Origin of the sequence: Georgenia subflava (assembly GCF_009193155.1) — a bacterium.
In the GTDB taxonomy this organism is placed as follows: Bacteria; Actinomycetota; Actinomycetes; order Actinomycetales; family Actinomycetaceae; genus Georgenia; species Georgenia subflava.
Map to the genome: position 1 here is coordinate 19,338 of NZ_VUKD01000008.1, position 25,992 is coordinate 45,329.

General features: G+C 67.9%; 23 protein-coding genes. 9 read left to right on the plus strand and 14 right to left on the minus strand.

The window, feature by feature from the left end:
* Window position 1 precedes the first annotated feature (1 nt).
* The 7 genes from GD748_RS18660 to GD748_RS18690 form a co-directional block, all read right to left on the minus strand.
* On the minus strand, window positions 2–1,021 hold the full coding sequence (locus tag GD748_RS18660) for an ABC transporter permease (protein WP_152196752.1): 1,020 nt from the start codon (window positions 1,019–1,021) through the stop codon (window positions 2–4).
* A 1-nt stretch (window position 1,022) separates the two neighbouring features.
* Complete coding sequence (locus GD748_RS18665) at window positions 1,023–2,006, minus strand: ABC transporter permease (protein ID WP_152196753.1); 984 nt, start codon at window positions 2,004–2,006, stop codon at window positions 1,023–1,025.
* 355 nt (window positions 2,007–2,361) lie between these two features.
* Entirely contained in the window at window positions 2,362–4,110 is a 1,749-nt protein-coding gene (locus tag GD748_RS18670) for a dipeptide ABC transporter ATP-binding protein (protein WP_152196754.1), read from the minus strand.
* Window positions 4,107–5,093, minus strand: a complete 987-nt coding sequence (locus GD748_RS18675; RefSeq protein ID WP_152196755.1) for an ABC transporter permease — start codon at window positions 5,091–5,093, stop codon at window positions 4,107–4,109. Before GD748_RS18675 ends, GD748_RS18670 begins: the two co-directional genes overlap by 4 nt.
* On the minus strand, window positions 5,086–6,012 hold the full coding sequence (locus tag GD748_RS18680; RefSeq protein ID WP_152196756.1) for an ABC transporter permease: 927 nt from the start codon (window positions 6,010–6,012) through the stop codon (window positions 5,086–5,088). The genes GD748_RS18675 and GD748_RS18680 overlap by 8 nt, the downstream gene beginning before the upstream one ends.
* 156 nt (window positions 6,013–6,168) lie before the next feature.
* Window positions 6,169–7,791: a peptide ABC transporter substrate-binding protein gene (locus GD748_RS18685; RefSeq protein ID WP_152196827.1), complete on the minus strand. Its 1,623-nt coding sequence runs from the start codon at window positions 7,789–7,791 to the stop codon at window positions 6,169–6,171.
* A 552-nt stretch (window positions 7,792–8,343) separates the two neighbouring features.
* Window positions 8,344–8,751: a spore germination protein GerW family protein gene (locus GD748_RS18690; protein WP_226921637.1), complete on the minus strand. Its 408-nt coding sequence runs from the start codon at window positions 8,749–8,751 to the stop codon at window positions 8,344–8,346.
* A gap of 255 nt (window positions 8,752–9,006) precedes the next feature.
* Here GD748_RS18690 and GD748_RS18695 point away from each other — a divergent pair, with 255 nt between their 5' ends.
* On the plus strand, window positions 9,007–9,294 hold the full coding sequence (locus tag GD748_RS18695) for a HesB/IscA family protein (protein WP_152196757.1): 288 nt from the start codon (window positions 9,007–9,009) through the stop codon (window positions 9,292–9,294).
* 200 nt (window positions 9,295–9,494) lie between these two features.
* Here the strand turns inward: GD748_RS18695 and GD748_RS18700 are convergent, their stop codons facing one another.
* Window positions 9,495–10,292 (minus strand): carbon-nitrogen hydrolase family protein, encoded by a 798-nt coding sequence (locus tag GD748_RS18700; protein WP_152196758.1) that lies wholly within the window; start codon window positions 10,290–10,292, stop codon window positions 9,495–9,497.
* Between the two features lie 57 nt (window positions 10,293–10,349).
* Between GD748_RS18700 and GD748_RS18705 the strand changes: the two genes are divergently transcribed.
* The 3 genes from GD748_RS18705 to GD748_RS18715 all read left to right on the plus strand — a co-directional run bounded on the left by GD748_RS18705 (window position 10,350) and on the right by GD748_RS18715 (window position 11,726).
* Window positions 10,350–10,790 carry an NUDIX hydrolase gene (locus tag GD748_RS18705; protein ID WP_319593325.1) on the plus strand — a complete coding sequence of 147 codons (441 nt, stop codon included), beginning with the start codon at window positions 10,350–10,352 and terminating at the stop codon, window positions 10,788–10,790.
* 83 nt (window positions 10,791–10,873) lie between these two features.
* Window positions 10,874–11,170, plus strand: coding sequence for a membrane protein insertion efficiency factor YidD (gene yidD, locus GD748_RS18710; RefSeq protein ID WP_152196759.1), 297 nt, complete (start codon window positions 10,874–10,876; stop codon window positions 11,168–11,170).
* A 34-nt stretch (window positions 11,171–11,204) separates the two neighbouring features.
* Window positions 11,205–11,726 carry a YfcE family phosphodiesterase gene (locus GD748_RS18715; protein ID WP_152196830.1) on the plus strand — a complete coding sequence of 174 codons (522 nt, stop codon included), beginning with the start codon at window positions 11,205–11,207 and terminating at the stop codon, window positions 11,724–11,726.
* 1,332 nt (window positions 11,727–13,058) lie between these two features.
* On the opposite strand, the gene GD748_RS18720 is transcribed toward GD748_RS18715, so the two are convergent.
* The gene (locus tag GD748_RS18720) at window positions 13,059–15,194 is read right to left on the minus strand and encodes a preprotein translocase subunit SecA (RefSeq protein ID WP_152196760.1); all 2,136 of its coding nucleotides are present in this window, start codon (window positions 15,192–15,194) and stop codon (window positions 13,059–13,061) included.
* Between the two features lie 121 nt (window positions 15,195–15,315).
* Here GD748_RS18720 and GD748_RS18725 point away from each other — a divergent pair, with 121 nt between their 5' ends.
* On the plus strand, window positions 15,316–16,977 hold the full coding sequence (locus GD748_RS18725) for an IS1634 family transposase (RefSeq protein ID WP_152196761.1): 1,662 nt from the start codon (window positions 15,316–15,318) through the stop codon (window positions 16,975–16,977).
* Between the two features lie 1,042 nt (window positions 16,978–18,019).
* Complete coding sequence (locus GD748_RS18730; RefSeq protein ID WP_152196762.1) at window positions 18,020–18,850, plus strand: hypothetical protein; 831 nt, start codon at window positions 18,020–18,022, stop codon at window positions 18,848–18,850.
* A gap of 83 nt (window positions 18,851–18,933) precedes the next feature.
* On the opposite strand, the gene GD748_RS18735 is transcribed toward GD748_RS18730, so the two are convergent.
* Both GD748_RS18735 and GD748_RS18740 read right to left on the minus strand, forming a co-directional pair.
* Window positions 18,934–20,238 (minus strand): type II toxin-antitoxin system HipA family toxin, encoded by a 1,305-nt coding sequence (locus tag GD748_RS18735; RefSeq protein ID WP_152196763.1) that lies wholly within the window; start codon window positions 20,236–20,238, stop codon window positions 18,934–18,936.
* Window positions 20,235–20,462, minus strand: a complete 228-nt coding sequence (locus GD748_RS18740; protein ID WP_193313025.1) for a helix-turn-helix transcriptional regulator — start codon at window positions 20,460–20,462, stop codon at window positions 20,235–20,237. The genes GD748_RS18735 and GD748_RS18740 overlap by 4 nt, the downstream gene beginning before the upstream one ends.
* A gap of 193 nt (window positions 20,463–20,655) precedes the next feature.
* Between GD748_RS18740 and GD748_RS18745 the strand changes: the two genes are divergently transcribed.
* Window positions 20,656–21,447 carry a tyrosine-type recombinase/integrase gene (locus GD748_RS18745; RefSeq protein WP_226921639.1) on the plus strand — a complete coding sequence of 264 codons (792 nt, stop codon included), beginning with the start codon at window positions 20,656–20,658 and terminating at the stop codon, window positions 21,445–21,447.
* 60 nt (window positions 21,448–21,507) lie between these two features.
* Entirely contained in the window at window positions 21,508–21,921 is a 414-nt protein-coding gene (locus GD748_RS18750; protein ID WP_152196765.1) for a transposase, read from the plus strand.
* 212 nt (window positions 21,922–22,133) lie between these two features.
* On the opposite strand, the gene GD748_RS18755 is transcribed toward GD748_RS18750, so the two are convergent.
* The 3 genes from GD748_RS18755 to ychF all read right to left on the minus strand — a co-directional run bounded on the left by GD748_RS18755 (window position 22,134) and on the right by ychF (window position 24,553).
* On the minus strand, window positions 22,134–22,805 hold the full coding sequence (locus GD748_RS18755) for a hypothetical protein (protein WP_152196766.1): 672 nt from the start codon (window positions 22,803–22,805) through the stop codon (window positions 22,134–22,136).
* Complete coding sequence (locus GD748_RS18760; protein ID WP_152196767.1) at window positions 22,802–23,191, minus strand: hypothetical protein; 390 nt, start codon at window positions 23,189–23,191, stop codon at window positions 22,802–22,804. The genes GD748_RS18755 and GD748_RS18760 overlap by 4 nt, the downstream gene beginning before the upstream one ends.
* Before the next feature lie 276 nt (window positions 23,192–23,467).
* Window positions 23,468–24,553: a redox-regulated ATPase YchF gene (gene ychF / locus GD748_RS18765; protein WP_152196768.1), complete on the minus strand. Its 1,086-nt coding sequence runs from the start codon at window positions 24,551–24,553 to the stop codon at window positions 23,468–23,470.
* 132 nt (window positions 24,554–24,685) lie between these two features.
* On the opposite strand from ychF, the gene GD748_RS18770 reads away from it, so the two are divergent.
* Entirely contained in the window at window positions 24,686–25,933 is a 1,248-nt protein-coding gene (locus tag GD748_RS18770) for a DNA recombination protein RmuC (RefSeq protein ID WP_152196769.1), read from the plus strand.
* Window positions 25,934–25,992 lie beyond the last annotated feature (59 nt).

Consider the following 25,992-nt stretch of genomic DNA (forward strand, 5'->3'; position numbering starts at 1 on the left):
TTCACGCACGGCCTCCGGACTTGGACGACGGGTCGAGGGCGTCGCGCAGCCCGTCGCCCACGAAGTTGATGAACACGAGCATCAGCGTGAGCGCGGTGGCCGGCGCGAGGAAGATCCACGGGTAGGTGGAGGCCATGCGCTGGCCTTCGGCGATCAGGGTGCCGAGCGAGGTCTCCGGCGCCTGGACGCCGAAGCCGAAGAACGACAGCGAGGTCTCGGCGAGCACCGCCGCGGCGAGCGCCAGCGTGGCGTCGATGATCAGCAGCGAGGAGATGTTCGGGATGATGTGCCGGAAGACGATCCTCGGCGTCGAGACCGACATGTACTTCGCCGCGGTGACGTACTCCAGGCCCTTGATGCCCAGCGTCATCGAGCGGACGACGCGGGCGGAGAGCATCCAGCCGAGACCCGCCAGCAGCAGGATCAGCATGAGCACCGACCCGCGCGAGTCACCGGTCTGCACCGAGATGATGGCGATGATGAAGAACGCCGGGACCACCAGCAGCAGGTCGATGATCCACAGCGCGACCTTGTCGAACCAGCGGCCGTAGTAGGCGGCGAAGGAGCCGATGCACGCGGCGATGAACGTCTGCAGGGCGGCGACGCCGAGACCGATCATCATCGACTTGCGCAGGCCCTCGGCCGTCAGCGCGAAGACGTCGCGCCCGGCCTGGGTGGTGCCGAGGATGTGGGCGTCGCTGGGTGCCTGGAGGAACGCGGTCTGGTCGACCTGCGTGTAGGTCCACGGCGACAGGTACGGCCCGACGATCGCGAACGCGGCGAGCAGCACGATGCCGACGAGCCCGACGACGGCGGTCTTGTTCCGCAGGAACCGGCGGAAGATGATGCGTCGGCGGGACAGTCGCCGGCTGCTGAGCTCCGGCGAGTCGCCCTGCGCGACCTCGGGGATCTCCGAGCGCAGGTTGATGTTGGGGTCGCCGATGTCGTGGTCGAGCGGGATGCCGGCCGGCCCCTGGTCGCGCTTGTTCTTCACGTCGCGCTTGTTGTTCGTCGTCGTCATCTCAGCTCACCCTCACTCGCGGGTCCAGGGCGGCGACCAGCACGTCCGAGAGCATGGCGCCCACCAGGACGCACACCCCGCCGAACGCGGCGACGGCGACCGACCCGTTGACGTCGTGCGCCGTGATCGCCTGGACGCCGTAGATGCCCATGCCGTGCCAGCCGTAGATCAGCTCCACGAAGGTGGTGCCGAGCACGAGGGTGGCGATGGTGAAGGCGAAGTACGTGCCGGTGGGGATCAGCGCGGTGCGCAGGGCGTGGCGCGACAGTGCGCGGCCCTTGCGCAGCCCCTTCGCCCGGGCGGTACGCACGTAGTCGGCGCCGAGCGTGTCCAGCATGAGGTTGCGCTGGATCCGGCTGTAGGAAGCGATGCCGTTCAGGGTCAGCGTGATCGTCGGCAGCAGCAGGTGCTGGAGGCGGTCGAAGAGGGGGTCCAGCGCGCCGTCGCCGTGGCGTCCCGTCTCACCGAGGAACTCGAAGAACTGGGACCCGGTCGCCTGGTTCACCTGGATGGCGAGGATCTGCAGCACGACGGCGATGACCAGCGTCGGGGTGGAGATGATGATCAGGGAGATCAAGGTGACGGCGCGGTCGGAGATCTTGTACTGCCGGGTCGCCGTCCAGGCGCCCAGCGCCACGCCGAGCGTGATGCCGAGCAGGGAGCCGAGGGTCACCAGCCGCAGCGAGACCCACACCCGCGTGCCGATCTCGTCGTTGACGGAGTTGCCGAAGGGGGTGCGTCCCCAGTCCCACGAGGTGATGACGCCGGTCAGCCAGGTCCAGTACCGCTCGAGCACCGGGGTCTTGTCGTTCAGGTTGTACGCGGTCAGCGAGTTCTCGATCGACACGGGGTCGATCGGGGGGTTGCGGAGCTCGTACAGCGAACGGGGCTCGAGCTGGGTGGCGGCCAGGATGTACGTGAGGCTGACCGCCAGGAAGAGCAGGACCAGATAGTTCAGGAACCTGCGGGAGAGGTACGGGAGCATCGGCAGACTTTCGGGGGCTGGCGGACCGGGCAGACGATGAGCCACCCACGGGGGTGGCTCGTCGACGTCCCTGTCCTCTGGTCGGACGCCACGGGCACAGGTGTGACCTGGGTCATGATGGCGTCTAGTCAGAGTACATGGTTGGTCATGCCGTCAAGGTTGCGATCCGGTCTCGACGCGGCCGGATTCTGCCGACGTCGCGGCGCACGGCGACACCCGTCCCGCCGACGGCACCCGACGCGCCCCAGGACCGCAGTCGGCTCGCGACGCACCCCAGGGACCGCCGTCGGGATGCCCGAGGCGCGGCCGGGCCTACGACGGCGCACAAGCTCCGCCGTCGGCCCTGCTGGCCTCGTCAGCCCTCGAGGTCGGGGACCTCGGGACCGATCTCGAGCTTCGAGCCGGGGATCGCCTCGAGGAGCTCGCGCGTGTACTGCTGCTGGGGGTGGTCGAAGACGTCGTCGGTGCTGGCCTGCTCGACGATCCGCCCCTTCTCCATGACGGCCACGTGGTCGGCGATCTGCCGGACGACGGCGAGGTCGTGGGTGATGAACATGTACGTCAGCCCCAGCTCCGCCTGCAGGTCGTTGAGGAGCGTGAGCACCTGGGCCTGGACGAGCACGTCCAGGGCGGAGACCGCCTCGTCGCAGACGACCAGCTTGGGCTGCAGCGCGAGCGCCCGGGCGATGGCCACGCGCTGGCGCTGCCCGCCCGAGAGCTCGTTCGGGTAGCGCCGCATCGTCGACTTCGGCAGAGACACCAGCTCCAGCAGCTCCGCCACCCGGCTCGCGCGCGACTTCTTGTCGCCGATGCCGTGCACCCGCAGCGGCTCCTCGACGGTCCGGAAGATCGAGTACATCGGGTCCAGCGAGCCGTAGGGGTTCTGGAAGATGGGCTGGACCTGGCGACGGAACCTGAACAGGTCGCTGCGGCTCAGGGAGCCGACCTCGGTCCCCTCGAACACCACTCGGCCCTCGGTGGGCTCGAGGAGGTTGAGCATGATGTTCGCGACGGTGGACTTGCCCGAGCCGGACTCCCCCACCAGCGCCATGGTCGATCCGCGCGGGATCGAGAAGGAGACGTCGTCGACGGCCTTGAACTCCTTGCCGGCGCCGGGCACCGCGCCGCGCAGGTGGAACACCTTCGTGAGGTTCTCGACCTCGACGATGTTCGTGCGCTCGTCGGTCTCGTGGGCGAGCAGCTCCTCGGACTCGATCCCGCGCTCCTTGGCGCTCTGGATGCGCCGCGAGGTCAGGGACGGCGCCGAGGCCACGAGCCGCTGCGTGTAGGGGTGCCGGGGGGCCGCGAGGATCTGTCGCGCGGGACCGGACTCGACGATGCGGCCGCGGTGCATCACCACGAGGTGCTCGGCCCGCTCGGCGGCCAGGCCGAGGTCGTGGGTGATGAAGAGGACGGCGACGTGCCGCTCCTGGGTGAGGTGCTCGAGGTGGTCGAGGATCTGCCGCTGGACGGTGACGTCGAGCGCGGACGTCGGCTCGTCGGCGATGAGCAGCTTGGGCTCACCGGCCAGACCGATGCCGATCAGGGCGCGCTGGCGCATGCCGCCGGAGAACTCGTGCGGGTACTGCTTGGCGCGGTGGGCGGCGTCGGGCAGGCCGGCCTGGGCGAGGACCTTCTCGACCTTGGCCTTGGCGTCGGCGCTGCCCTTGGCGACGCCGTTCGCGACGAGGGCCTCCTTCACCTGGAAGCCGATCTTCCACACCGGGTTGAGGTTGGACATCGGGTCCTGGGGCACCAGGCCGATCTCGCGTCCGCGCAGGTGCTCGATCTCCTTGCGGGAGGCGCCGACGAGCTCGCGGCCGGCGAACTTGATCGAGCCGCCGACCACCTTCCCCGTGCCGGGCAGCAGGTCGATGATCGCGTGCGCGGTGGTGGACTTGCCCGAGCCGGACTCGCCAACGATGGCCACGGACTGGCCCGGGTAGACGGTCAGGCTCGCGCCGCGCACGGCGGGCACCATGCCGGTCGAGGACCGGAAGGCGACCTCGAGGTCACGGATCTCGAGCAGCGGCGCGTTCGGGTCGACGTCCGGCTCGAGCAGCGTGGCGCCGGCGGTGGAGGCGGAGGTGAGGTTGTCGGTCATCGGGTGCGCACCTTCGGGTCCAGGGCGTCGCGCACCGCGTCGCCCATCATGATGAAGCCCAGCACGGTCAGCGCCAGGGCGCCGGCGGGGTAGAACAGCACCGTGGCGTTGGACCGCAGGGAGGCCTGCGCCTTGGAGATGTCACCGCCCCAGGACGTGATCGAGGGCGGCAGGCCGATGCCGAGGAAGCTCAGCGTCGCCTCGGCGACGATGAAGATGCCCAGGGCGACCGTGGAGTACACGATGATCGGCGCTGCGGCGTTGGGCAGGATGTGCTTGGTCAGCGCGGACAGCCGGCTCACGCCGAGGGACTCCGCGGCGGTGACGTAGTCGTTGTTCTTCACGCTCATGACCGAGCCGCGGGTGATGCGGGCGATCTGGGTCCACCCGAAGGCTGCCAGGACCGCGGCCACCGTGAGGGTGTTCCGGTGCTGGCTGAAGACCTGCATGATCACGATCGCGGCGAGGACCAGCGGGATCGCGAAGAAGATGTCGGTGATGCGCGAGAGGATCGTGTCGAACCAGCCGCCGAAGAAGCCGGCGACCGCACCGATGATCGTACCGATGATCACGACGGCGATCGTGGCGAGGACGCCGACCGTCACCGACGCCCGGGCGCCGTAGATGGTGCGCGCGTAGATGTCGCAGCCCTGCCGGTCGAACCCGAACGGGTGGCCGGCCGTGGGGCCGTCGAGGCTGTTGCCGAGCTCGCAGAACCGGGGGTCCAGCGAGGTGAAGAGCGTGGGGAAGGCGGCGACGGCGCAGACCAGCACGATGATGAAGGCCGAGACCCAGAAGATCGCCCGACGACGCAGCTTCTTCCACGCCTCCCCCCACAGGCTCGAGGGGGCGCCGGAGTCGTCGACCGCGTCGACGGCACCGAGGCCGGTCTCGTCGAGCTCGGCGAAGAAGTGCTCCTGGTGACGGCGGGCCGCGACCGGCTCGGGGCCGTGACCGGTGCCGGTGTGGGTGATGTCAGGCATAACGGATCCTCGGGTCCAGGGCCGCGTACAGCAGGTCGACCAGCAGGTTGGCCACGATGTAGACCAGCACGAGCACGGTGGTCAGGGAGACGACTGTCGCGGACTCGCCCTGGAGGATGGCCCGGTACAGGGTGCCGCCGACGCCGTTGATGTTGAAGATGCCCTCGGTGACGATGGCGCCGCCCATGAGGGAGCCGAGGTCGGCGCCGAGGAAGGTCACCACGGGGATGAGGGAGTTGCGCAGGACGTGCACGTTGATCACGCGGCCGCGCGAGAGGCCCTTCGCCGTGGCGGTGCGCACGTAGTCCGCCGTGAGGTTCTCCGCGACGGAGGTACGGGTCAGGCGCAGCACGTAGGCGAAGGAGACGGCGCCGAGCACGACGGCGGGCATCAGCAGGTCGTAGAAGGACCCCTCGCGGCCGACCGTCGCCGGCAGCCAGCCGAGCTCGACCCCGACGAAGTACTGGAGCACGAAGCCGATGACGAACGTCGGCACGGCGATGACGAGCAGGCTGACCACGAGCACGGTGGCGTCGAAGAAGCCGCCCTTACGCAGCCCGGCCACGAGCCCGGCGACCACACCGAAGACGGCCTCGAAGATCAGCGCCATGACCGCCAGGCGGATCGTCACCGGGAAGGCCTCCTTGATGACGTCGATCACCTCGCGGCCGGAGAACGTGATTCCGAAGTCGAGCGTCAGGATGCCCTGCAGGTAGAGCAGGTACTGCACGAAGAACGGCTCGTCCAGGTTGTAGCGCTCACGGATCTGTTCCTGGACCGCCTCGGGCAGCCCGCGTTCGCCGCCGAGCGCCGCCACCGGGTCGCCGGGCATGAAGAACACCATGAAATAGATGAGCAGCGTCGCCCCCAGGAACACAGGGATGACCTGCAGGACCCTGCGCCCGATGTACCGGAGCATCAGGTCGCCTCCTCGAAGAAAATGTCAGTACGCCAGACGGTACGGCGTCAATGGTGCGCGGGACGACGATACGTCCTCCCGACTCAGGGCACGAAAGCGGGGGCGGGACCGTGAGGTCCCGCCCCCGTCTCGGTCAACGGCTCGTGGGTGAGCTCGTCACTCGGCCTTGGTGATCTGGTAGTAGATCGGCACGCTGTTCCAGCCGAACTCCACGTTGTCCACCGTCTCGGCGGAACCACCGGTCACGTTGGAGTACCAGAGCGGGATGGCCGGGAGGTCCCGGAAGAGGATCTCCTGCGCCTGGTTGTACAGCTCGCTCGACGCCTCGACCGACTCCGCGGACGCGGCCTCGGCCAGCAGCGCGTCGAACTCCTCGTTCGAGTAGTCGCCGTCGTTGGAGCCGGCGCCCGTGCCGTAGAGCGGCCCGAGGAAGTTACCGAGACCCGGGTAGTCGGCCTGCCAGCCGGTACGGAAGGCGCCCTCCATCTCCCGGTTGGTGACGTCGGTGCGCAGGTCGGCGAAGAGGGCGTAGGGGTTGCCCTCCGCCTCGATGCCGAGCGTGTTGCGGATGGAGTTCACCGTGGCGTCGACCCAGGCCTGGTGCCCGCCGTCGGTGTTGTAGGCCAGGGTGAAGGTGCCCTCCCAGGGGGCGATGGCGTCGGCCTCGGCCCACAGCTCCTGCGCCCGCTCGGGGTCGTACTCGAGGACCTCGTTGCCGGGGATCGAGTCGGACCAGCCGTCGATCACCGGGGAGGTGAAGTCGCTGGCCGGGGTGCGGGTGCCCTGGAAGATCGTCTCGGTGATCTCCTCGCGGTTGATGGCGTGGGAGATGGCCTGACGGCGCAGCTGCCCCTCCTCACCGGCGAAGTGCGGCTCCTCCATGTGGATGGTGAAGGACTGGAAGATCGCCGCGGGCTGGTTGACCGCACGGTCTCCCAGCTCGTCCTCGAACGTGGCGAAGGAGGAGTCCGGGATGGCGTCGATGACGTCGAGGTTGCCCGAGAGCAGGTCGGCGTAGGCCGCGTCCTGGGTCTCGTAGAACTGCAGCGAGATGCCGCCGTTCTGCGGCACGCGGTCACCGCTGTAGGACTCGCTCGGCACGAGGTCGATGCCGATGTTGTGCTGCCAGGCGCCCTCGCCGTCGAGCATGTAGGGGCCGTTGCCGATCGGGTTCTCGCCGAACGCGTCGGGGTCCTCGAACGCGGCCTCGGGCAGCGGGAAGAACGCCGAGTAGCCCAGGCGCAGCGGGAAGTCGGCCTCGGGCTGCGTGAGGGTGACCGTGAAGGTCTGGTCGTCCACGACCTCCAGGCCGGTCAGCTCGGAGTCCTCCTCGTAGCTGAAGCCCTCGATGGGCTCGAAGAAGTAGCTCGAGAGGTGGCCGTTGCTCAGCAGCGCGCCCTGGTTCCAGGCGTCGACGAAGCTGGAGGAGGTGACGGGCGAACCGTCGGAGAAGGTCAGCCCCTCCTTGACGGTGATCGTGTAGGTCTGGTTGTCCTCGGTCTCGATGGACTCGGCGGCCCCGTTGTGCACGGCGCCCTCGGAGTCGTAGTAGACGAGACCCTCGAAGATGAGGTCGAGGATCTTGCCGCCGCCGACCTCGTTGGTGTTGGTCGGGATGAGCGGGTTCTGGGGCTCGTTGCTGTTCGCGGTGATGATGCCGCCGGTGGCCGCTGCGCCCTCGGTGCCCTCGGTCTCCGTGGTGTCGTCACCGTCACCGCCCGAGCTGCACGCGGCAAGCACGAGGGATCCGGCGAGGATCGAGGCGGCCACGCCCGCCATACGCCTGGTCTTCAATGTTCCTCCTGGTGAATGAGCAGAAGTGCTCCCCTCGCAGCAGCGAGCGACCCCGGGCCGCGCGTCATCGCTGTCGAGATGCCGAAACGATAAGTCTCGGTCCCGCGCGTGATGAAACCCACGACCCGATCGTTACGTGATCGTGACCGCATCGTGAGACGTCTGTCACATAACCTGAAGGGCGCGGTATGGCCGGATCCCGGCGTTTCGCCGGGCCGCAGTGCGCGATGTCCGCTCGCACGGTCGGCGCGGAAGCGACAGGCGCGCGGAGGGTGATGGCGCGGAGGTGACTCAGCCGTCATCGGTGAAGATCCGATGCGATAGAAGCATCGAACCCTCACCAATGCGTGGGCGGGCCAGGTCCGGCGCCCGGGTGGCCAGACGGGCCGGCGACGCGGGGTCCGGGTGGCCACACCGGCCAGCGATGCGGCGCCCGAGTGGCCAGACGGACCGGCGGTGCGGCGCTCTCGGGTGGCCAGACGGGCCGGCGATGCGGCGTCCGGACGGCGATGCCCAATGCCCGAATGTGCACCGGGACTACCGGCGCCGCTTGCGCAGTGCCCAGGACAGCGCGACGACGGCGACCGCCATGAGAATCTGTCCGCCGAGGGCCATCCGGTTGACGTCCAGCGCGGGCTGCCACTGGACCTTGCCCTCGCGCACGACGTAGACGCCTGCCGGCTTGGCGCGCACGCCGAACCCGCCGCCACCGCCGGCTCCCTCCTCTGTCCCGGCCGCCTCGTCCGTCGCGCCACGGGCACCGTTGCCGTAGCCCATCCCGGAGCCGCCCATCACCTTGGCGACGGGGATGACCGTGACCTCGCCCGAGACGTAGGGCTCGCCGAACACCCGGCGCACGTGCAGCGCGTCGCGCGCGCTCTCGGTGACCAGGTCGACGCTGGCGTCCTGCTTGTCCATGGTGGTCTCCTCTGTGCTGGCTGCCACGCGGCGCTCCGCCGATCCATCCACCCTAGGACGGGTGCCGACACGCCGGAAGATCCGACAGCGGGCGATCGGCACCAGGCTGCCGGTCCGGCTGGGATCAGGGGACGGCGCCCGGCGTTGCGGGGTTGCGTCCGGCGGGGAGCGCCGCGCACGGTGGTGGGGTCCGAGGCGCGTGCGGACCCGCCCTGCGAGGTGGTCGTAGGCGTCGCGCCGGTTGCCCAGCCGGCTCCCCGCACCGAAGACTGAGGGAGAACCATGCTCACCCTGACCGAGAACGCCCAGGCCGCCGTCAAGGGGCTGACCACCGAGGCCGGCCTGCCCGAGGGCGGCGGCGTGCGCATCGCGCTGACTGCCGCCAACGACCAGCTCGAGCTCAGCCTCGTGCCCGAGCCGCAGGCCACCGACCAGGTCGTCGAGACCGAGGAGGCACGCGTGTTCGTGGCCGAGGAGACCGGTCCGCTGCTCGAGGGCCAGACCCTCGACGCCGGCCAGACGGCCGAGGGCGTCGGCTTCACGCTGCGCCCGCAGGAGCCGCAGGCCTGACGGCCTGAGCACCAAGTACGACGGCGCCCGTCCCCACCCGAAGGGGGCGGGCGCCGTCGTCGTCCGTGGTGGCGTCGTTGCCGAAGGGCGGGACGTAGCGTCGTCGGCGACGGCGGACGTCGGTGGCGCGGCCGCGACCCGACCCGACCAGCGGGGGTGGTGTCGTCGTTCCGAGGCCGTCGGCTCGGTTGGCGTCGGCGTCAGCGCGGGTGGACGGTGAAGCGCCGGTTGACCAGGGACGGGTTGCGCTCACGCACCGCCGCGATCTTGTCCGCCGAGACCTCGGCGACGGCGACGTCCGGCTCGTCGCCGAGCGTGACCAGCACCTCGCCGCTGGGGTCGATCGCTGTCGAGCGCCCGGTGCGGTGGCGTCCGCACTGGCCGCTGGCGAGGACGTATGCGGTGTTCTCGATCGCCCGCGCCCGGGCGAGGACCTCCCAGTGCGCGGCCTTGCCGGGACCGGCCATCCACGTGGCGGGCACTGCGAGGACGTCGGCCCCGGCGTCGACGAGGTAGCGCGCCATCTCGGGGAAGCGCAGGTCGTAGCAGGTCATCACCCCGACGTGGAGGTCGCCGACGGCGAGCACCAGCGCCTCGGGCGCCGACTGCCGGAGCCGCTCTGACTCCCGGTCGCCGAACGCGTCGTAGAGGTGGATCTTGCGATAGGCGCCGATCAGCTCGCCGTGCGCGTTGAGGGCGACAACGGTGTTCGCCGGAAGGACCGAGCCGTCCGCCGGCCGTTCCGTCATGCCGGCGATGAGGGTGACGCCGTGAGCGTGCGCCGCGGCGGCGAGGCCCTGGACGAACGGGCCGTCCAAGGTCTCGGCGTCCGCCATGAGGGACTCGGCGTCGGCGCGCGCGTCCCAGGACATGGCGTACTCGGGCAGGACCACCAGGCCGGCACCGGCGTCGGCGGCCCGCGCGATCAGGTCGGTGGCAGCTGCCAGGTTCGCAGGCTTGTCGGTAGTCGCGCTCAGCTGCGCCAGTGCCATGAGCATGAGTTGAGCGTACGGCCCGCCGCGTCGGGCGTACGACCCGCGCCTAGGCTCGCCGTCATGGCGACGATGGACACGCGGGTGGCTTGCTACGGCGTCGTCGTGGACGACGGCCGGATACTGCTCGCCCACTGGGCCGGCGCGAACGGAGCGGGCTGGACGCTCCCAGGCGGCGGGATGGAGCCGGGCGAGACGCCGCAGGAGACAGCGGTGCGCGAGGTGCTCGAGGAGACCGGCTTCACCGTGACACTCGACGACCTGCTCGGCGTGACGAACTTCTGGATTCCGGTCGAGGAACGGCAGGACGGCGGTGGCCCCGGCCCGCTTCAGGGCTTGCGCGTGATCTACCGTGCCCGGATCACCGGTGGGGTGCTCACGGCCGAGGCCGACGGGTCCACCGACGACGCACGCTGGTTCGACCTCGACGACGTGGCGGCGCTGGAGCGCGTCTCGCTCGTGGACGAGGCAGTGGCGCTGTTCCGGCGGGCCACCGGTCGCTGAGCCACCACCTCACGGCCGTTCTGGGCGGATTCCACGACGTACAAAGGTGGCGCCGTCGCAGGGCGCCCGTAGCCTGATCGGGTATGGGACCTCTCACGCGGTCGGCCGATCGAGCGATCTGCTTCTACCAGCGGCGCATCTCGCCCCGGAAGGGCTGGTCCTGCGCCCACCGGGTGGCCCACGGTGGGGCGTCGTGCTCGCAGGCGGTGCGCGAGCTCGTCATCGAGCGTGGTGTCCTGCGTTCCGTGCCGTCGACCGTCGCGCGCTTCTTCGCCTGCTACCAGGCGGCCGCGCTGCTCATGGCCGCGGACGTGCAGGGCGTGTGCTGCTGCGGTGGGATACCTATCCCATTCCGGTTCGGCGGAGGGCGGCGACGCTGAGCGAGGATCCTTCGTGATGACCGACGACGGCCCGGTGCGGGTGCTGCTGCTCGCCGACACCCACCTCCCCGTCAGGGCGCGTGACCTGCCGACCGAGGTGTGGAACCAGGTCGAGGCCGCGGACCTGGTCATCCACGCCGGGGACTGGGTGACCGCGGCCCTGCTGGACGAACTGACAGCCCGGTCGCGCGCGCTGCTGGCGTGCTGGGGCAACAACGACGGCCCGGAGCTGCGGGAGCGCCTGCCGGAGGTGGCCCGCGCCGTCGTCGCCGGGGTGCGGGTCGGAGTAGTCCACGAGATTGGGGCGAGCACCGGGCGGGAGCGCCGGATGCGGGCGGCGTACCCCGACCTCGACCTGCTGGTCTTCGGCCACAGCCACATCCCGTGGGACACCGAAACCGACGGCCTGCGGCTGCTCAACCCCGGCTCACCGACGGACCGACGCCGCCAGCCGCACTGCACCTATCTCACCGCGACGCTCCGCGCCGGTCGGGTGGATGCGGTTGTCCTCCACGAACTGCCGCCGCGCACGCCTCGCCGTATTCGAAGGCTCTGAGCACTGGCGCGCCCTGGCGGCCGTGCGACCCAGTCAGACGTTGAAGCGCAACGATTCCGCCGGTTTTTGGCTGGTCGCGGTCATCGTCGGAAGACGCCGAAACCCTGGCCTGACCTGCACGAACGTGACTGTCGGACCGTTGGGTCTCGTTGGTGCTCATCGGGCTCCGGCGGACTTCTTGCGGACTGTTTGCGGACTGCTAGGTGTCGGCTCGCACGGGCGCGGTCGTCCATCTCGCCTACCTGGCTCGCAGGCAAGGAGGCCAGGAGGACTCCCACGACGGCGAGCATCTCGAGCCGGGTCCTCGCCGACGAGGTACACGGCAGTCTGCGGGAATCGCCTGAGCAAAGCAACGACCTGCGCTCCACCCGCCCCGGCTTCGGGCCCCACCCCGCCAACGTCGTCGGGTGGTCGAGCTCGACCTGGACCACATCCTTGGGATGCCGCTGATCGGAGACGTGCCACTGGTGCAGTGAACGTCGCGGGCACGCAGCAACCAATCGCCACCTGTTCGGTTCGCCGGTGCTAACGGGACTGGCTCCGGACGTCCGGCGGATCACCGTCCGGCGCCAATTCGCCTCCAGAAGTCGTCGCGCTACCCGGCCGCCCGTCCGCCGGCGCGCAGGACGCCGGGTAGGCGCGGACAGCTTTGGGCCGTGACGGGTCGGCCGTTTCAGTTCGCGGAGACGCCATCGTGCGACACCCTGATCGCACCTCGGCGAGCAGAGGGTGAGATGGGCCGGTATGACAACGTCGCGCGCACGGCGAGCGACGCGAAGCAGCGTGGGCCCCAGCTTCAGCGGGAAACTCTCGCCCGGACGCTGGAGCACAACGTCGCGAAGATCGAGTCGATGCTGGTCGACGCCGCTCGCGCGTTTGTCCGACCATGGCGTCGAGCTGACGCCTCTCGACCGGGCGACGGCGACGTGGCGGCAAACCTGGTTCTCCGGGTACAAGCTCACCGGCCGACGAAGCGTCGCTCTACGCGGCCTTGGGCGGCCTCGGCGTAGCAGCGTGTCGATGAGTTCGTTGAACTCGTCGACGGCGTGATCATTCACCCACTCGAAATCGGTGTGCCCTGGTGCGGGCGTCGAGCAGGGATCGCCCTGACGATTTCGAGGTTCTCTGGCGTCTTCCCGTCGGCTGTATGGAGTCCATGAGCCCTGGCACTAGAACCTTCCTCGCACTACGCGCCCTGGCGCGCCATCCTCCGCCGCTCGAGCTTGGCATTCGGCGTCGCTTAAGGCGAACTGGCGGCGGGCGACCGGCGAAGCCGGGTGGCAGTGCTTCGCTCGAGGAGTCAGTCGAGTGGAGCGCCACGGGTTGACCTCACTATCGGCGCTTGCGGGTCTTCGACTTCCCTCTGCGCTTCTTAGCGCGCGTGTGATTGTGCTGTGAGGCACTGGCGTTGGAACTTCGACGTTTCGCTGCCAGCACTGACATCTTCTCGAGACTATCGACGGGCCGCAGGCGACTGAGCTCATGGTGCAGGCGCGGCTCAAGTTCGCCAACGTAGCCGTCGTAGTACACATCGTCGACTTGCCTACTGCCTTCGTCATAGACGAACACCGCGCCACGGGTCAAGCGCATCTGATACTTCTTTGCCCGCAGATAATCACGAGACTCTCGCTCGAAGTTGTCCGAGTCCTGGCCGACCGGACGCGTCATCCAGACCAGGAGCCATCCGTCGCCTTCACTGCTCGCGAACGGGATGGCGGCGCTCCTTCCTCGGCCGTCGTCCCGTGGCTCAGCAAGCAATTGGAACGGAAGCCGCGCCATTGCAGCCTGGGCGCTTGAAGCGCTGGACAGAAGAGTGGCGCCGATGCTTTGCCACGCGAAATCGTGGCGCGCATGGAGCGCTTCGATCAGGGATTGAAGCGGGCTGAGAGTCATCCTCGGCTTAGGTGTCGCTGTCTGGATCTTCTCCGTTACCTCGCCCGACACCGACTTAGTGGGCCCTGCGTCCTCGTCCTTCCCTGGGACTTGCTGATGCGCGCCAACGCGCGAGGCTACCTCGTGTGGTGTTCCGGTTCTGGCCGCGAGCCTCGAGTAGTGCCAGGCGTCGAGGGGATCGGTGCGGCTCGTCAAGAAGACCGGCACTTGCTCTTGGAAGCGCCTCTTCTCAGCGGCCGTGGGCGGTGGAAGGAAGTTGTATATTTCCCTGATCTTGTGTGGGTTCGGTTCCACATAGAGGCCGGCCTCGAAGAAGTACAAGAAAAGGTCGAGTTCGTCTGCCGCTGTGAACATCGTGGTTACGTCCGGGTGCCGGCGCCGACGCAAGTACAGAAGGAATTCCGCGGGAGCTTCGATCAGCTCCGTGATCAGTTCGAGGTCGTGGAGGGAGACTGTCCATGGGATGTGGTTCGAGTCGAGTAGGCCGGCGTTGACGAGGTCGGCCGTGGTGGTCGACGCGGCTGCCAAATCGTCGAGGCTCACAGCGATCGTATGAATCTCTCGCACATGAGAGAGGTCTAGCCAGTCGCCTTTGTGGAGTCGCATTCCGCCGTCTTGCTCGATCCGCTCCTCGAGGCGTCCAGCTTGCTCGGATGCTCTCTTGAGGATACCGGTAAGGTCACCTCGCAGACGCCGGGTGTCGCCCGCTCGAGCGAGCGGTGAGACGGCGACGGCCTTGTCTTCGACGATCACGGCGACGTCATCTTGGACGATCAGGTGGTCGCCTTCCACTCTCTTTGTGTAACTACTGGGATCAGCATGACTCTCTTCCGCTGTGGCTGGCACGTAGTATTCGAACCCGTGCCAGGACTCGGCTCCAGGGAAGACCCGCTGCATAGCATCTTGCGTACGACTCTCTAGCAGGTTCCCCCGCATCTTTTGGTAGATCTCCCAGCGCGCGGTTCCCTTGAGGTGCTGCTCCAGGCTTTCCCGCACCGCGACCAAGTTATGTGCGTTATGGACGAGCATCACACGGCCGTCTGAGTGATGGATGACAGGATTTGTTCGCAAGGGGTTGTTGCCGCTCACAAACTCGTCGATAACTTGGCGTGGGCTCCACTGGCCTACGTCGAGGCGGAAGTGGTTCAGGACTGAGGTGACGGTTCCCTCAGGTAGATCACAGTGGGCTGCGAGATCCGCCGCTGCGACCGTAACCTCGTGCGCCTCCGCGTCCCATGCCGCAGCCCATTGCCGGCGAGCCTCCTCGAGAGCTGTCCGCTTGGGAGCATCTGGAGTGCCAGAGGCGCTCGCGCGGTCGATGCTGCTGACCATGCGCTGCATTCGGAGGTTGAGCTTCTCCACCTGTAGGTCGTGGCAGGAGTCGAGTACCAGAATCGCTTCGTTCGCGTCGAAGCCCAGTTCGGCGCGCAGTAGCGCCTGAACCTGCGAATCAGAAAAGAGTTGACGCACGGTTCGGGCGACCATGTCGGGGTAGGAAGTGTTGCGTACCCACACCTCGTTTCCACGCATGCGTGCCGCGATGAGGGTGAGCGGATCTACCTCTGCGGTGGTCATGAGGTCTGACCTGAGTTTGGTCACTGCGTCGCGTTTCGCAATCGAGTAACTCGCTGACCTGCGGTGATGGGCGCGTCAGGGGCGGTTCTGAGGCACTAATTGGTGCTCTACCGTGGACCCCGTGGCGTGGATTCGGCGGGTACGGACGGCCTCGGGAGCGACGGCCGTGCAGATCGCTGAGTCCGTCCAGGGCCGTCGGCGGATCGTCGCCCATGTCGGTTCTGCGCATACCGAGGCCGAGCTCGGGCTGCTCGTCGAGCGGGCGCGGGAGCTGCTGGACGACCCTGGGCAGGGCGAGCTCGACCTCCGTCTCGAGCCGGCAGCGCCCAGGACGCCGCTGATCGGCCGGGCCGGGGTGCCGGCACTCTTCGGCGAGCCGGGCTCTGCGGTAGGTGAGCGTGGCCCGGTCGCACCGCCGCGGGTGGTGGGGACCTCCTCCCGGGTGCTCTACGACGCCCTTACCGCGGTGTACTCGGACCTGGGGTTCGACGCCCTGGGTGACGGGGTGTTCCGGGATCTGGTGATCGCCCGAATCGTGGAGCCGACCTCGATCCTGGACACCGCCCGAGTGCTGACCGACCTGGGGGTCCGGCCGGCGAGCGAGAAGACGATGCGCCGCACCCTGGCCCGGGCCGCGGCCGGTGAGGGCCCGGGCGCGTACCGGGACAAGGTCGCCGCGTTGTGCTTCACCCACGCGGTGACCAGCGGGGATGTCTCGCTCTGTCTCTATGACGTGACGACGTTGTACTTCGAGGCGGAGAAGGAGGACGACCTGCGCAAGGTCGGCTACTCCAAGGAACGCCGCGTCGACCCGCAGATCGTCGTCGGGTTGCTCGTCGACCGCCACGGGTTCCCCCTCGAGATCGGCTGCTACGAGGGCAACCAGGCCGAGACGGCCACGATCGTGCCGATCGTGAAGCAGTTCCAGGACCGGCACGACGTCGAGGACATGGTCGTCGTCGCCGACGCCGGCATGCTCTCCGCGGGCAACCTGACCGCGCTGGAGGAAGCGAACCTGCGCTTCATCGTCGGCTCCAGAGTGACGAAGGCGCCGCTGGACCTGGCCTCGCACTTTCGCTGGCACGGGGACGCGTTCACCGACGGGCGGATCATCGACACCATCACCCCGAGGACCGGGCGCAAGCGCAGCGAGAACAACGACGCGGTCCGGGCCGAGCCGGTCTGGGACCGCGACCAGCATCCCGGGTCGTGGCGGGCGGTCTGGGCCTACTCGGCCAAACGGGCGGCGCGGGATGCGAAGACGTTGACGTTGCAGGAGAACCGGGCCCGGGCGGTCATCGCCGGGGAGAAGGCCGCCCGCACCCCGAGGTTCGTCAAGACCACCGGCGACGCGCGCAGCCTGGACGAGGCCGCCCTCGCCCGGGCACGGCGCCTGGTCGGGCTCAAAGGGTACGTGACGAACATCCCCGCCCAGCTGATGCCGGCCGGTGAGGTCATCGGGTCCTACCACGAGCTCTGGCACGTCGAGCAATCGTTCCGGATGTCCAAGACCGACCTCGCTGCCAGGCCGATGTTTGTCCGGACCCGAGACGCGATCGAGGCCCACCTGACCATCGTGTTCACCGCCCTGGCCGTCTCCCGCGAGGTCCAGGCCCGTTCCGGGCTCGCGATCCGCAACGTCATCCGCCAGCTCCGGCCGCTGCGCTCGGCGACCATCACCGCCAACGGCGCCACCCAAACCCTCCCGCCCCAGATCGACCCCGACCGACGAGCCATCATCGACGCCCTCATGACCGAGAAATCTCAGGCACTAAGCGAATGACCAAACTCAGGAGAAAAGAGTTGACGCACGGTTCGGGCGACCATGTCGGGGTAGGAAGTGTTGCGTACCCACACCTCGTTTCCACGCATGCGTGCCGCGATGAGGGTGAGCGGATCTACCTCTGCGGTGGTCATGAGGTCTGAGGCTTGTGCTAACTGCAGGATGCGCTCGATCCGAGGGAGCGCCTCATTCACCATGTTGGTGATCGGCTGAACGGAGGGACTGGGCGCATGCTCCGCGACCTGTGAGCCTGTTCCTGTGCCCGCCGCGATACTGTGGTGGCGCGGCGAAGGGGCGAGGTCGGTGTTGCGGTTTGGGCTCGGTCCGCGCTGCCCTTGCTCCGCGACGTCAGGGGCGAGCGGACTCCGGATCGGGTCTCTTCTGGCGGGTGTCGAGTCGCTGTCTGGAGCGGCGAGCGCGAGGAGAGATATGACCTCAGCCCGCGTCGGTCCACCGTCGGCTCCTGGCCGCCCTATAGGTGATTCGCCGGCTGTTGACCACGGCAAGCATGCGAGCCGAGCGACCTCGATTACGCGAACTGCGGCGATTGTCGAGAACCACGCTGAAACTTCGTCGATGACCTCATTGAGCTTTGCTATCGCTGCCTGGGCTGGGTCATTTTCTCGCCCGATCTCGTCCACGATGGCAGCGGTGGCGCCGATTGACTCAAATATGATTCTGGCGTGAGGGTCGATGGCGCGCGTCCGGTTGCCCGACCTCTGTCGCGCGCGTCGTCTCCGACGCTGTGACTTCGATGACATAACCGGGACACTAGCGGTCGTCCGCGGCATACCGATCCAGCGATTCCCACGACCATCGGCCGACGTAGATCGCGGGCCTTAGCTAGAGCCAGCGATGCGCCGCGGCAACTGCCCCGCGAGTACGCCCGTGAAAGGCGGTGGGTTCAGGTCCAGGCTCCTACGTATGGAAGCCAGGTTGCCAGACCGCGTTGATCGATTGCCACAGTAGTGCTTCGTACGAGTGACGATTGCCCGCCTCCAAGGGCGCCAGAGCCGTCGGCGCGCGGGGATATGGTCCCGTTATGGGTGTCGATGACCAGCCGAAAGACCGCGGTGGCTTCTACTTCGTGGTCGGATCCCGCACGGGCCCGTGGAGCCACACCTACCGTGTGTGGACGAGCAAGACGTCCTTCTACATCAAGCCCCGCGACCGTGCGCTGAGCGCGATGAAACTCAGCTTGCACGGGCCAGACCCTCGCGGCATGAGGCCCGGCTGGAAGCTCGAGTTCGACGGCCCGCGGCCCCAGTCCGGCGTGCTCGTCGGTGAGGACGGGGACAAGCCGAAGTGGTACGACAGCGAGGAAGTGGCTGACGGCGTGCGGCGCGTCCTGCGTGTGCGGGTGCCCTGGTACACGCTCGACGGATCGCTCCCGAATGGCCTCGGCGCGAAGACCTTCAAGGGTGAGTTCGTGGGTGCACTGGTCCCGCCGCCGCAGCCGCTGAATGCGGTCGACGTCGACTTCTACGTTTCTGACTCCGAGCCCTACTGGCCCACTGTGGACCCTGTCCGAGAGAACAACGCCGGCATGGGCCCGCTTGTCCACGAGTCCGGCCAGGTGCTCACCGCCGTGAGCCACCACCGCTCCCTCGCGAAGTTCCCCACCCCCGAGGGCGCCGACCGGATCGAGCCAATGAGCCCCGAGGACGCGATTCGCGGGCTGTTCCTCGCCGTCGAGAAGCCCAATGGGTTCGCCTGGGTCGTGGAGACCCCCGTCCCTCGCGCGGCATTCACCGACCTGTCCACGTACCGCAGCCCGCGCGTGTCCTCGGAACTGCTAGGCACCCCGCTCAGGCAATCGACCAGTCACCTTGTGCCGAGGCACATAGCCGAGGTGATGCGGCGGGCGCGCTAACCGTGATCGAGCGACTCAGGGGTGGTCCGGTCGCGCGACCTCTCCCCCTTCGTGTCCATCGTGGTCGAGGCCCTCGCCCGGCTTCAGCCGCGGATCGGTTTGGACATCTTCTTCGTCTTCTTCGAGGTCTTCATCGTCTTCAACGACTCCGCCGAGAGTCGGCCGACTCGTTCACGTACCACGCTCCAGGCCCTGTCGCCCACACCGGGGTGGTCGGATGGGGAGATCTCGTCAAGCGCCGCCGCGAGGCGCTCGAGTGCTTGCGTGACGATTCGCTGAGCCCGGCGCTCCGGAATCGGCCATGAGGCCGCTTCTGCGACCAGGTCGGCGGCGGTGATGGCATCCATGTCGGACTTGCCGTTGATCTCGATCGCACTGCGCCCGTCATGGCCGTTGGGCTCGTGCATGTGCATGGCGCTGTCGTACACAGGCGCCACCTTGATGGAGCCGTCCTGGCGGCGTAGGAACGAGACGTTCTTGGCGTGGAAGTCGACGTCGCCGACCGCATGCTTGAACGTCACCAGCCGCAGCAGGCCGTCCGGTTCAGAGAACGAGTCGGTGAGCACCGCTGCCAGTGCCCGCCAGGAGGGCAGGTGGCGCCCGCCGCGCTGGAACTTCCGGTCCGGGTCGTCGGTGTTGAGTCCAAGCGCCTGTGCCCCATCCTCTTGGTGGATGCGGCTGACGCTCTCCCCTGCCATCTTGCGGTCGAACCGCTCTACAACGATGGTCCGGGCCCCGGCGAACAACTCGATCCACGCCCGCGGGGCCTCGAATCCAGCTCGGCGAGCCAGGTCGAGCACGGCGACCTCGGTGTCGATGACGTCGGCCGCGACGGTGTCGGGCCCGGCGCCGAGTTTGATGATATGAGTCGACAATGCTCCGCCACTCGGAAGGGACCAACCCCTCGGCGTGAGCGTGAGCCCCACCTTCGGTTGCAGACCGGGAAGCGACGTCCGCGATCCACGGCCGTATATGCCAGCCTTCACATCAGGAGAGCTCGTCAGCAATGCGCGGATCTCGTCCTCCGAGGCGGGGCGCAACTGGCCGGCATCCTCCGGCTCGTCCGGCCGGCGGATGTCGAGGGCCCCAATCGTGTCGCGGCCGTAGTGGTACAGCAGGCCGAAAAGGTCGTCGGCGACGACGCCTGCACGCTCGGCATGGCGCACCCGCTCTCGACCTTCCGGCAACAGCCCGGCGAAGAAGGTGGCGGCGAGGCGACGGTGCGGGGCGTCCTGGCTCGTAGGCAACTTATGCCCCACGACGCGAGAGCCGATGCCCCAGCGTCGAAGGGCGGCGTCGGTGAAGGTGAACGCAGGCAGTCGGTCGGTGTCGGCGATGTCTCCGATGTGGGTGCCGTATAGGTGCACCTCCAGGTGGCCGCGACTCACGCCTCGCCCCAGCGCGCTTCGAGGCGTACACCGAGCAGCCGGAGGCAGCTGAACAGGCGGGTGACGTGCAGCGAACTCTTGCCGCTCTCGAGCTGGGAAATGTACTGGCGCGAGACGCCGAGCTCGTCGGCGAACTCCTCCTGCGTTATCTCCGCCTCAAGCCGCGCATCGCGGATAATGCGGCCCAGGTCGGCCGGGGTGTGTACGGGTCCATGCTTCACCATGTCAGCATATCGTGACACCGGGCCCGTGTCGCGAAATCGTGACACGAGTCGGTCTGTCCGGATATTCGGACATGCAGCCCGGCCCACCGACACCCTCGCACCTGAGGACATCGCCTACATGGTCAGAACGCCGTTCGCGGGGAAGCCGATAAAGGAGGTCCGCCGCTCCGACGTCGAGGCCTGGATCAAGCAGATGAACGCCGCGAGCCTCGCCCCCGGCACGATCAAGACACGGTGCGTCAACGTCAGGTCGGTATTCCGCGCCGCCCTCAAGGACAGGGTGATCGGCTCCGACCCTACCGACGGCGTGCGCCTCCCCCGCCGTCGTCGGGCGGACGTCGCCATGTCGATTCCCACTCCGGAGGAGGTGGGACGGCTGATGGCCGTGGCCGAGGAGCGGTTCCAACCCTTCATCGCCCTATGCGCGTTCGCCGGCCTGCGGCTCGGCGAGGCCGCCAGGGTCCAGCTCGGCGACGTGGACTTCCTGCGCAAGACGCTCAAGGTCTCCCGACAGGTCCAGCGCCTCAACGGCGGGGAGATCGATGTCCGAGCGCCGCAATATGACTCTGAGCGCGTCGTCTACCTCGCCGATGGCCTGGTCAACGTGCTCGCCAAGCACGTCGCCAACTACGGCACCATCGGGAAGAATCGCTGGCTCTTCAGCGGCGAGGATGAGGGCCCGCCTCACCAGAACAACGTGGGCTACTGGTGGCGTAAGTCGCTCCGCGACGCCGGACTGTCCGGGATCAAGCTGCACGACCTACGGCACTTCTACGCCTCCAGGCTGGTCGCGGCCGGGTGCGACGTCGTGACCGTACAGCGCTCGGTCGGCCATTCGAAGGCGACGACGACCCTCAACACTTACGCGCACCTCTGGCCCACCGCCGAAGACCGTACGCGTAAGGCAGCGGAGTCGATCATGTCCGCGTCACTCGGCCAATCTGCCGCGGCATTTACCGAGCTGGCGGCGGATACTAGTGATTGAGCCGAGTGAACCGCCCTGGATCTCCCGGAGGGTGCTGATCTAGCGAGGGAGACTGCAGGCATGTCAGCACCGAGGAAGTATGACCAGGAGTTTCGTGAGCGGGCGGTGCGGATGTACCGCGAGCGGCTCGCGGAGGGAAACGATTCGAAGCTCGGGGCCCGACGGCACGTCGGGTCGCTGTTGGACCTGAACCCGGCGACGTTGCGGAACTGGGTCGAGGACGCCGAGCGTGCCGAGGGGACGCGGGCACCGGCCGCGGCGGCCCGGTCGGGGGACAGCGAGGAGGTGCGGGCGCTGAAGAAGAGGGTCACTGAGCTCGAGCGGGCGAACGAGATCCTCAAGACCGCGTCAGCGTTTTTCGCTCGGGTCGTTCCCAGCGCGGGCGGCGAGATCTACGAAGAATCCGGGACCACCACGATCAATTGGCGGAATCTGCCTTCATGCTGGCGAGCAGACATTCGCTGCAATCAATAAGAAGATCGAGACCGGAAGCACCCTCCTTGGGCAGGCGCTCGTGACGTACAGCCTGGACGAGAAGGGGCAGACCTGCGAGAGAAGAGTTTCAATCGGACGCATCGCCGTTGATTCCCTGTAGGTCCGGCGCACGCCACTGCCACTATTCGCACGTTCCGGTCGGTGCGTCTTCCCGCCGCGACTGTCCCAGGATCGAGTCGGACGCAAAGCGATCACGGCATTGGCTCGTAGCGGAAGTCGACACCAAACTTGCAGCCAGCATCGTTATAGCCTTCGACTGAGGCGTCCGTGGAATAGACCAGGAGAACAGACGGCGGATCTGCGGGCACCGTCAATCTGGGCCACGAACGAAACGCGGTTGGTCGGTCTTGTTGCAGAAAACTCAGTTCACGTCGAACGCCGAGCGCTGCTCGAGCCATAACCTTCTCGAATCCGGTGTTCTTGCACTCAATACCGAGGACTACCTCGTCATGACCTGGGTGACCAGAAACCCCGTCCTTGACCACGACTATGTCAAGTTCGTGTCGATGCGCCTGAGACGGCTTACCCGTCTTCCCCGACATGGCGTAGCTCAGGGTTGCGAACTCGACATCAGTCCAGACGTTGTAGTGGGGCCCTCCCGCACGGGCCACCCGGAAATGCGGGTAGTTGGTGTTGATAGGCCCAGGCGAAGATTTCAGGTGCACTTTGGTGCCTCCGACCAGCATCACGTGAAGGCCTTCGACCTGCTCCAACCGATCGAGCACTACCGAGAGCACCCACGCCTCGTAGACCTTGCCTGCCTTCCAGTCCTCCCCAACGAGGCTACTTGCAGTGCCTGCAGAGTCGTATGTAGCGAATATTCCGTTCACCTTGGCGATTACTGACTCTAAGGCGAGACTCATCGAGCCTCGTCTCCTTGCAACTCCCTTATCAGTTCGTCTATCTGGCTCACGGCCTCATCAAGCTGGGTGCTACCCACCAGGTCGACCGCAACGACACCGAACGCCGCTCGGTCCTCCTCGTCTATGTCGACGACTATTCCGTCGATCGGAGTGCCCGACTCGGTAGGAAACCTGCGGAGCCGCCGCATCGACTCTCGGATCACGGCCTCCCCGCCTAGAGACATCTCGTCACGCAGCCCTAACAGATACCCGATGACCGCCTCTCGTGCTCCTTCGGCATCGCTAACACGCGAGTTCATGAGTAGGCCGTCAAGGTCGGCTCTGCCGCTGTCGTGGGTCCGCTGTCGCAGAGTTCGAAGAAGGATGCCGTATTCGTCCTCGTTCACATGCCCATTTTGGAGCCAGCAGGCGGCGACGTCGAGTTTGCCTGTGCGCGAGCGCGCCGATCCCCTCGTCGCCCGGGCGGCCGGACCGCCGTCCGAAGACAACCTGCGTCATACCACCGCCAAAGAGTCACCTCACGGGAGGGTCACTGGCGGCACCCGTGGTCCGGAGATCGGTCCTCCGAACGGCCAGATCGAGTCCATCAGGCCAAATCTCTTGCGGACTGTGTGGGGACTGGAAGCCCCGGCCCGGGCTCTGACCTGCACAAATGCGCCGATTCACACGTTGAAGCGGAAGTCGACCACGTCGCCATCGCGCATGACGTAGTCCTTGCCCTCCATGCGGACCTTGCCGTGCGCCTTGGCCTCGGCCACCGAGCCGAGCTCGATCAGGTCGTCGTAGGAGATGATCTCGGCCTTGATGAATCCGCGCTCGAAGTCGGTGTGGATCACGCCGGCCGCCTGGGGCGCCGTCCACCCCTGGTGGATCGTCCAGGCACGGGCCTCCTTCGGCCCGGCCGTGAGATAGGTCTGCAGGCCGAGCGTGTGGAAGCCGACGCGGGCCAGCTGGTCCAGCCCGGCCTCGTCCTGCCCCGACTCGGCGAGCATCTCGGCGGCCTCGTCGGGCTCGAGCTCGACGAGCTCGGACTCGAACTTCGCGTCGAGGAAGATCGCGTCTGCGGGGGCGACGAGCTCGCGCAGCTCCGCCTGCATGGCCTCGTCAGCCAGCCCGGCGTCGTCGGTGTTGAAGACGTAGATGAAGGGCTTGGCGGTCATCAGCTGGAAGGTGGCGAGGATCTCGGGGTCGAGGCCTGCCTTCTCGGCGCCGGCGGAGAGGAGCGTGCCCTCCTCGAGGAGCTTCTGCGCCCCCTTGGCGGTCTCCAGGACCTCCGCCTCGACCTTCTTGCCCCGAACCTCCTTCTCGAGCCGCGGGATCGCCTTCTCCAACGTCTGCAGGTCCGCGAGGATCAGCTCCGTGCTGATGGTCTCGATGTCGTCCTTGGGATCGACCTGGCCCTCGACGTGGACGACGTCGGGGTCCTGGAAGACACGGGTGACCTGGCAGATCGCGTCGGCCTCGCGGATGTTGGCGAGGAACTGGTTGCCCAGCCCCTCCCCCTCGGAGGCGCCCTTGACGATGCCGGCGATGTCGACGAAGGACACGGTGGCCGGGACGATCCGCTCCGAGCCGAAGACCTCCGCCAGCTTCCCGAGGCGCGGGTCCGGCAGCGGGACGACGCCGATGTTGGGCTCGATCGTCGCGAACGGGTAGTTCGCCGCGAGCACGGTCGCGCGGGTCAGCGCGTTGAACAGGGTCGACTTGCCGACGTTCGGCAGTCCCGCAATTCCGATGGTGAGGGCCACGTGGGCCGAGTCTACGGGCTCCTCCGGGCCCACCGGCTGTGACGTTGCCCGCCCCGGACCCACCGCCCCACGGATCGACGCAAAGCGGGTCGCTGCGTCCCGGTGTGGGTGGGCGCTGGCAAGGTGCAGGACATGGAGACGACAACCGCGCTGCTCATGGTCCTCGCCCTGCTGATCGGCGTCGGCCTGGGACTCGCCGTGGGTACCGCCAGGACCCTCGCCCGCCGCGCGACGCAGGACGCGACGGCGATCGAGGAGCTTGCGGCGCTGCGGACCCGAACCGCGGGTGCGGAGGCCCGTGCCGAGCGCCTGGCAGAGGAGGTCGAGGCACTGCACACCCGTGCCCGCCAGGACCAGGACGTGCTTCGCGCGCTGGCGCCGGTGCAGTCGACGCTGGCTCAGGTCGGCGAGCACGTCGCACTGCTCGAGCGCGAACGCATCGAGCAGTTCACGGTCCTGACTGAGCAGCTGCACCACGCGCGGCGCACCGACGCCGAGCTCCAGCGCACGACGGCGCAGCTTGAGAGTGCCCTTCGTTCGACGTCGGCCCGGGGCCAGTGGGGCGAGGTCGAGCTCCGGCGCGTCCTCGAGATCTCCGGCATGCTGCGCCACGTCGACTTCACCGAGCAGCGTGCCCTGGGGCCGGCCGGGACGGGCGGCCCCGGTCGCGCTGGCGGCGGGCGTCCCGACGTCGTCGTGCACCTGCCCGGTGAGAAGTACCTCGCCCTCGACGCCAAGGTCCCGATGGACGCGTACCTGGAGGCGAGCGCGCTCGGTAGCCACACCACCGGCGAGGAGGCCGACCGGCGGGAGCGCCTGCTCGCAACGCACGCCAAGGCGCTGCGTAGTCACGTCGACGCCCTGGCCCGGCGGCGGTACCACGAGCACCTGCCCGGGTCGCCGGAGCTGGTGGTCATGTTCGTCCCCTCCGAGGGGCTGCTGGCGGCAGCGCTCGAGGCGGACCCCACGCTGCTCGAGCACGCCCTGCGGCAGGGCGTCGCCCCGACCGCACCGGCCTCGCTGCTCGCGCTCATGCGCACCGTCGCGTCGATCTGGTCGGCGGAGCAGGTCACCGCCGAGGCAAAGGAGCTGCTTGCCCTCGGCCGGACGCTGTACGAGCGGCTGGGCGTCGTCGCCGGACACCTGGGCAGCCTCGGCCGCTCATTGCGCTCGAGCGTGCAGCACTACAACAAGGCCGTCGCCTCGGTCGAGCAGCGCCTCCTCGTCACCGCCCGGGACTTCGAGTCCCTGGCCGCGGGCAGGGACCTGGCCGTCCAGCCGGTCGACGCCGACGATGCCCAGGTCCGGACCTTCACCGCCCCGGAGCTGACTGCCGAGGACCAGCTCACGCTCGACGAGCTCGCGGAGCGCTCTGCGTAGCCGTCCGCGTACGGCGGAAGCGCGGCATACCGCGAGACGCCCCGGCGTACGGCGTAACG

Excerpts from the sequence above, each read along its gene's own strand:
- GD748_RS18660 (WP_152196752.1), bottom strand. The coding sequence starts at position 1,021 with ATGACGACGACGAACAACAAGCGCGACGTGAAGAACAAGCGCGACCAG.
- GD748_RS18665 (WP_152196753.1), bottom strand. The coding sequence starts at position 2,006 with ATGCTCCCGTACCTCTCCCGCAGGTTCCTGAACTATCTGGTCCTGCTC.
- GD748_RS18670 (WP_152196754.1), bottom strand. The coding sequence starts at position 4,110 with ATGACCGACAACCTCACCTCCGCCTCCACCGCCGGCGCCACGCTGCTC.
- GD748_RS18675 (WP_152196755.1), bottom strand. The coding sequence starts at position 5,093 with ATGCCTGACATCACCCACACCGGCACCGGTCACGGCCCCGAGCCGGTC.
- GD748_RS18680 (WP_152196756.1), bottom strand. The coding sequence starts at position 6,012 with ATGCTCCGGTACATCGGGCGCAGGGTCCTGCAGGTCATCCCTGTGTTC.
- GD748_RS18685 (WP_152196827.1), bottom strand. The coding sequence starts at position 7,791 with ATGGCGGGCGTGGCCGCCTCGATCCTCGCCGGATCCCTCGTGCTTGCC.
- GD748_RS18695 (WP_152196757.1), top strand. The coding sequence starts at position 9,007 with ATGCTCACCCTGACCGAGAACGCCCAGGCCGCCGTCAAGGGGCTGACC.
- GD748_RS18700 (WP_152196758.1), bottom strand. The coding sequence starts at position 10,292 with ATGCTCATGGCACTGGCGCAGCTGAGCGCGACTACCGACAAGCCTGCG.
- GD748_RS18705 (WP_319593325.1), top strand. The coding sequence starts at position 10,350 with ATGGCGACGATGGACACGCGGGTGGCTTGCTACGGCGTCGTCGTGGAC.
- yidD (WP_152196759.1), top strand. The coding sequence starts at position 10,874 with ATGGGACCTCTCACGCGGTCGGCCGATCGAGCGATCTGCTTCTACCAG.
- GD748_RS18720 (WP_152196760.1), bottom strand. The coding sequence starts at position 15,194 with ATGACCACCGCAGAGGTAGATCCGCTCACCCTCATCGCGGCACGCATG.
- GD748_RS18730 (WP_152196762.1), top strand. The coding sequence starts at position 18,020 with ATGGGTGTCGATGACCAGCCGAAAGACCGCGGTGGCTTCTACTTCGTG.
- GD748_RS18740 (WP_193313025.1), bottom strand. The coding sequence starts at position 20,462 with ATGGTGAAGCATGGACCCGTACACACCCCGGCCGACCTGGGCCGCATT.
- GD748_RS18745 (WP_226921639.1), top strand. The coding sequence starts at position 20,656 with ATGAACGCCGCGAGCCTCGCCCCCGGCACGATCAAGACACGGTGCGTC.
- GD748_RS18750 (WP_152196765.1), top strand. The coding sequence starts at position 21,508 with ATGTCAGCACCGAGGAAGTATGACCAGGAGTTTCGTGAGCGGGCGGTG.
- GD748_RS18755 (WP_152196766.1), bottom strand. The coding sequence starts at position 22,805 with ATGAGTCTCGCCTTAGAGTCAGTAATCGCCAAGGTGAACGGAATATTC.
- GD748_RS18770 (WP_152196769.1), top strand. The coding sequence starts at position 24,686 with ATGGAGACGACAACCGCGCTGCTCATGGTCCTCGCCCTGCTGATCGGC.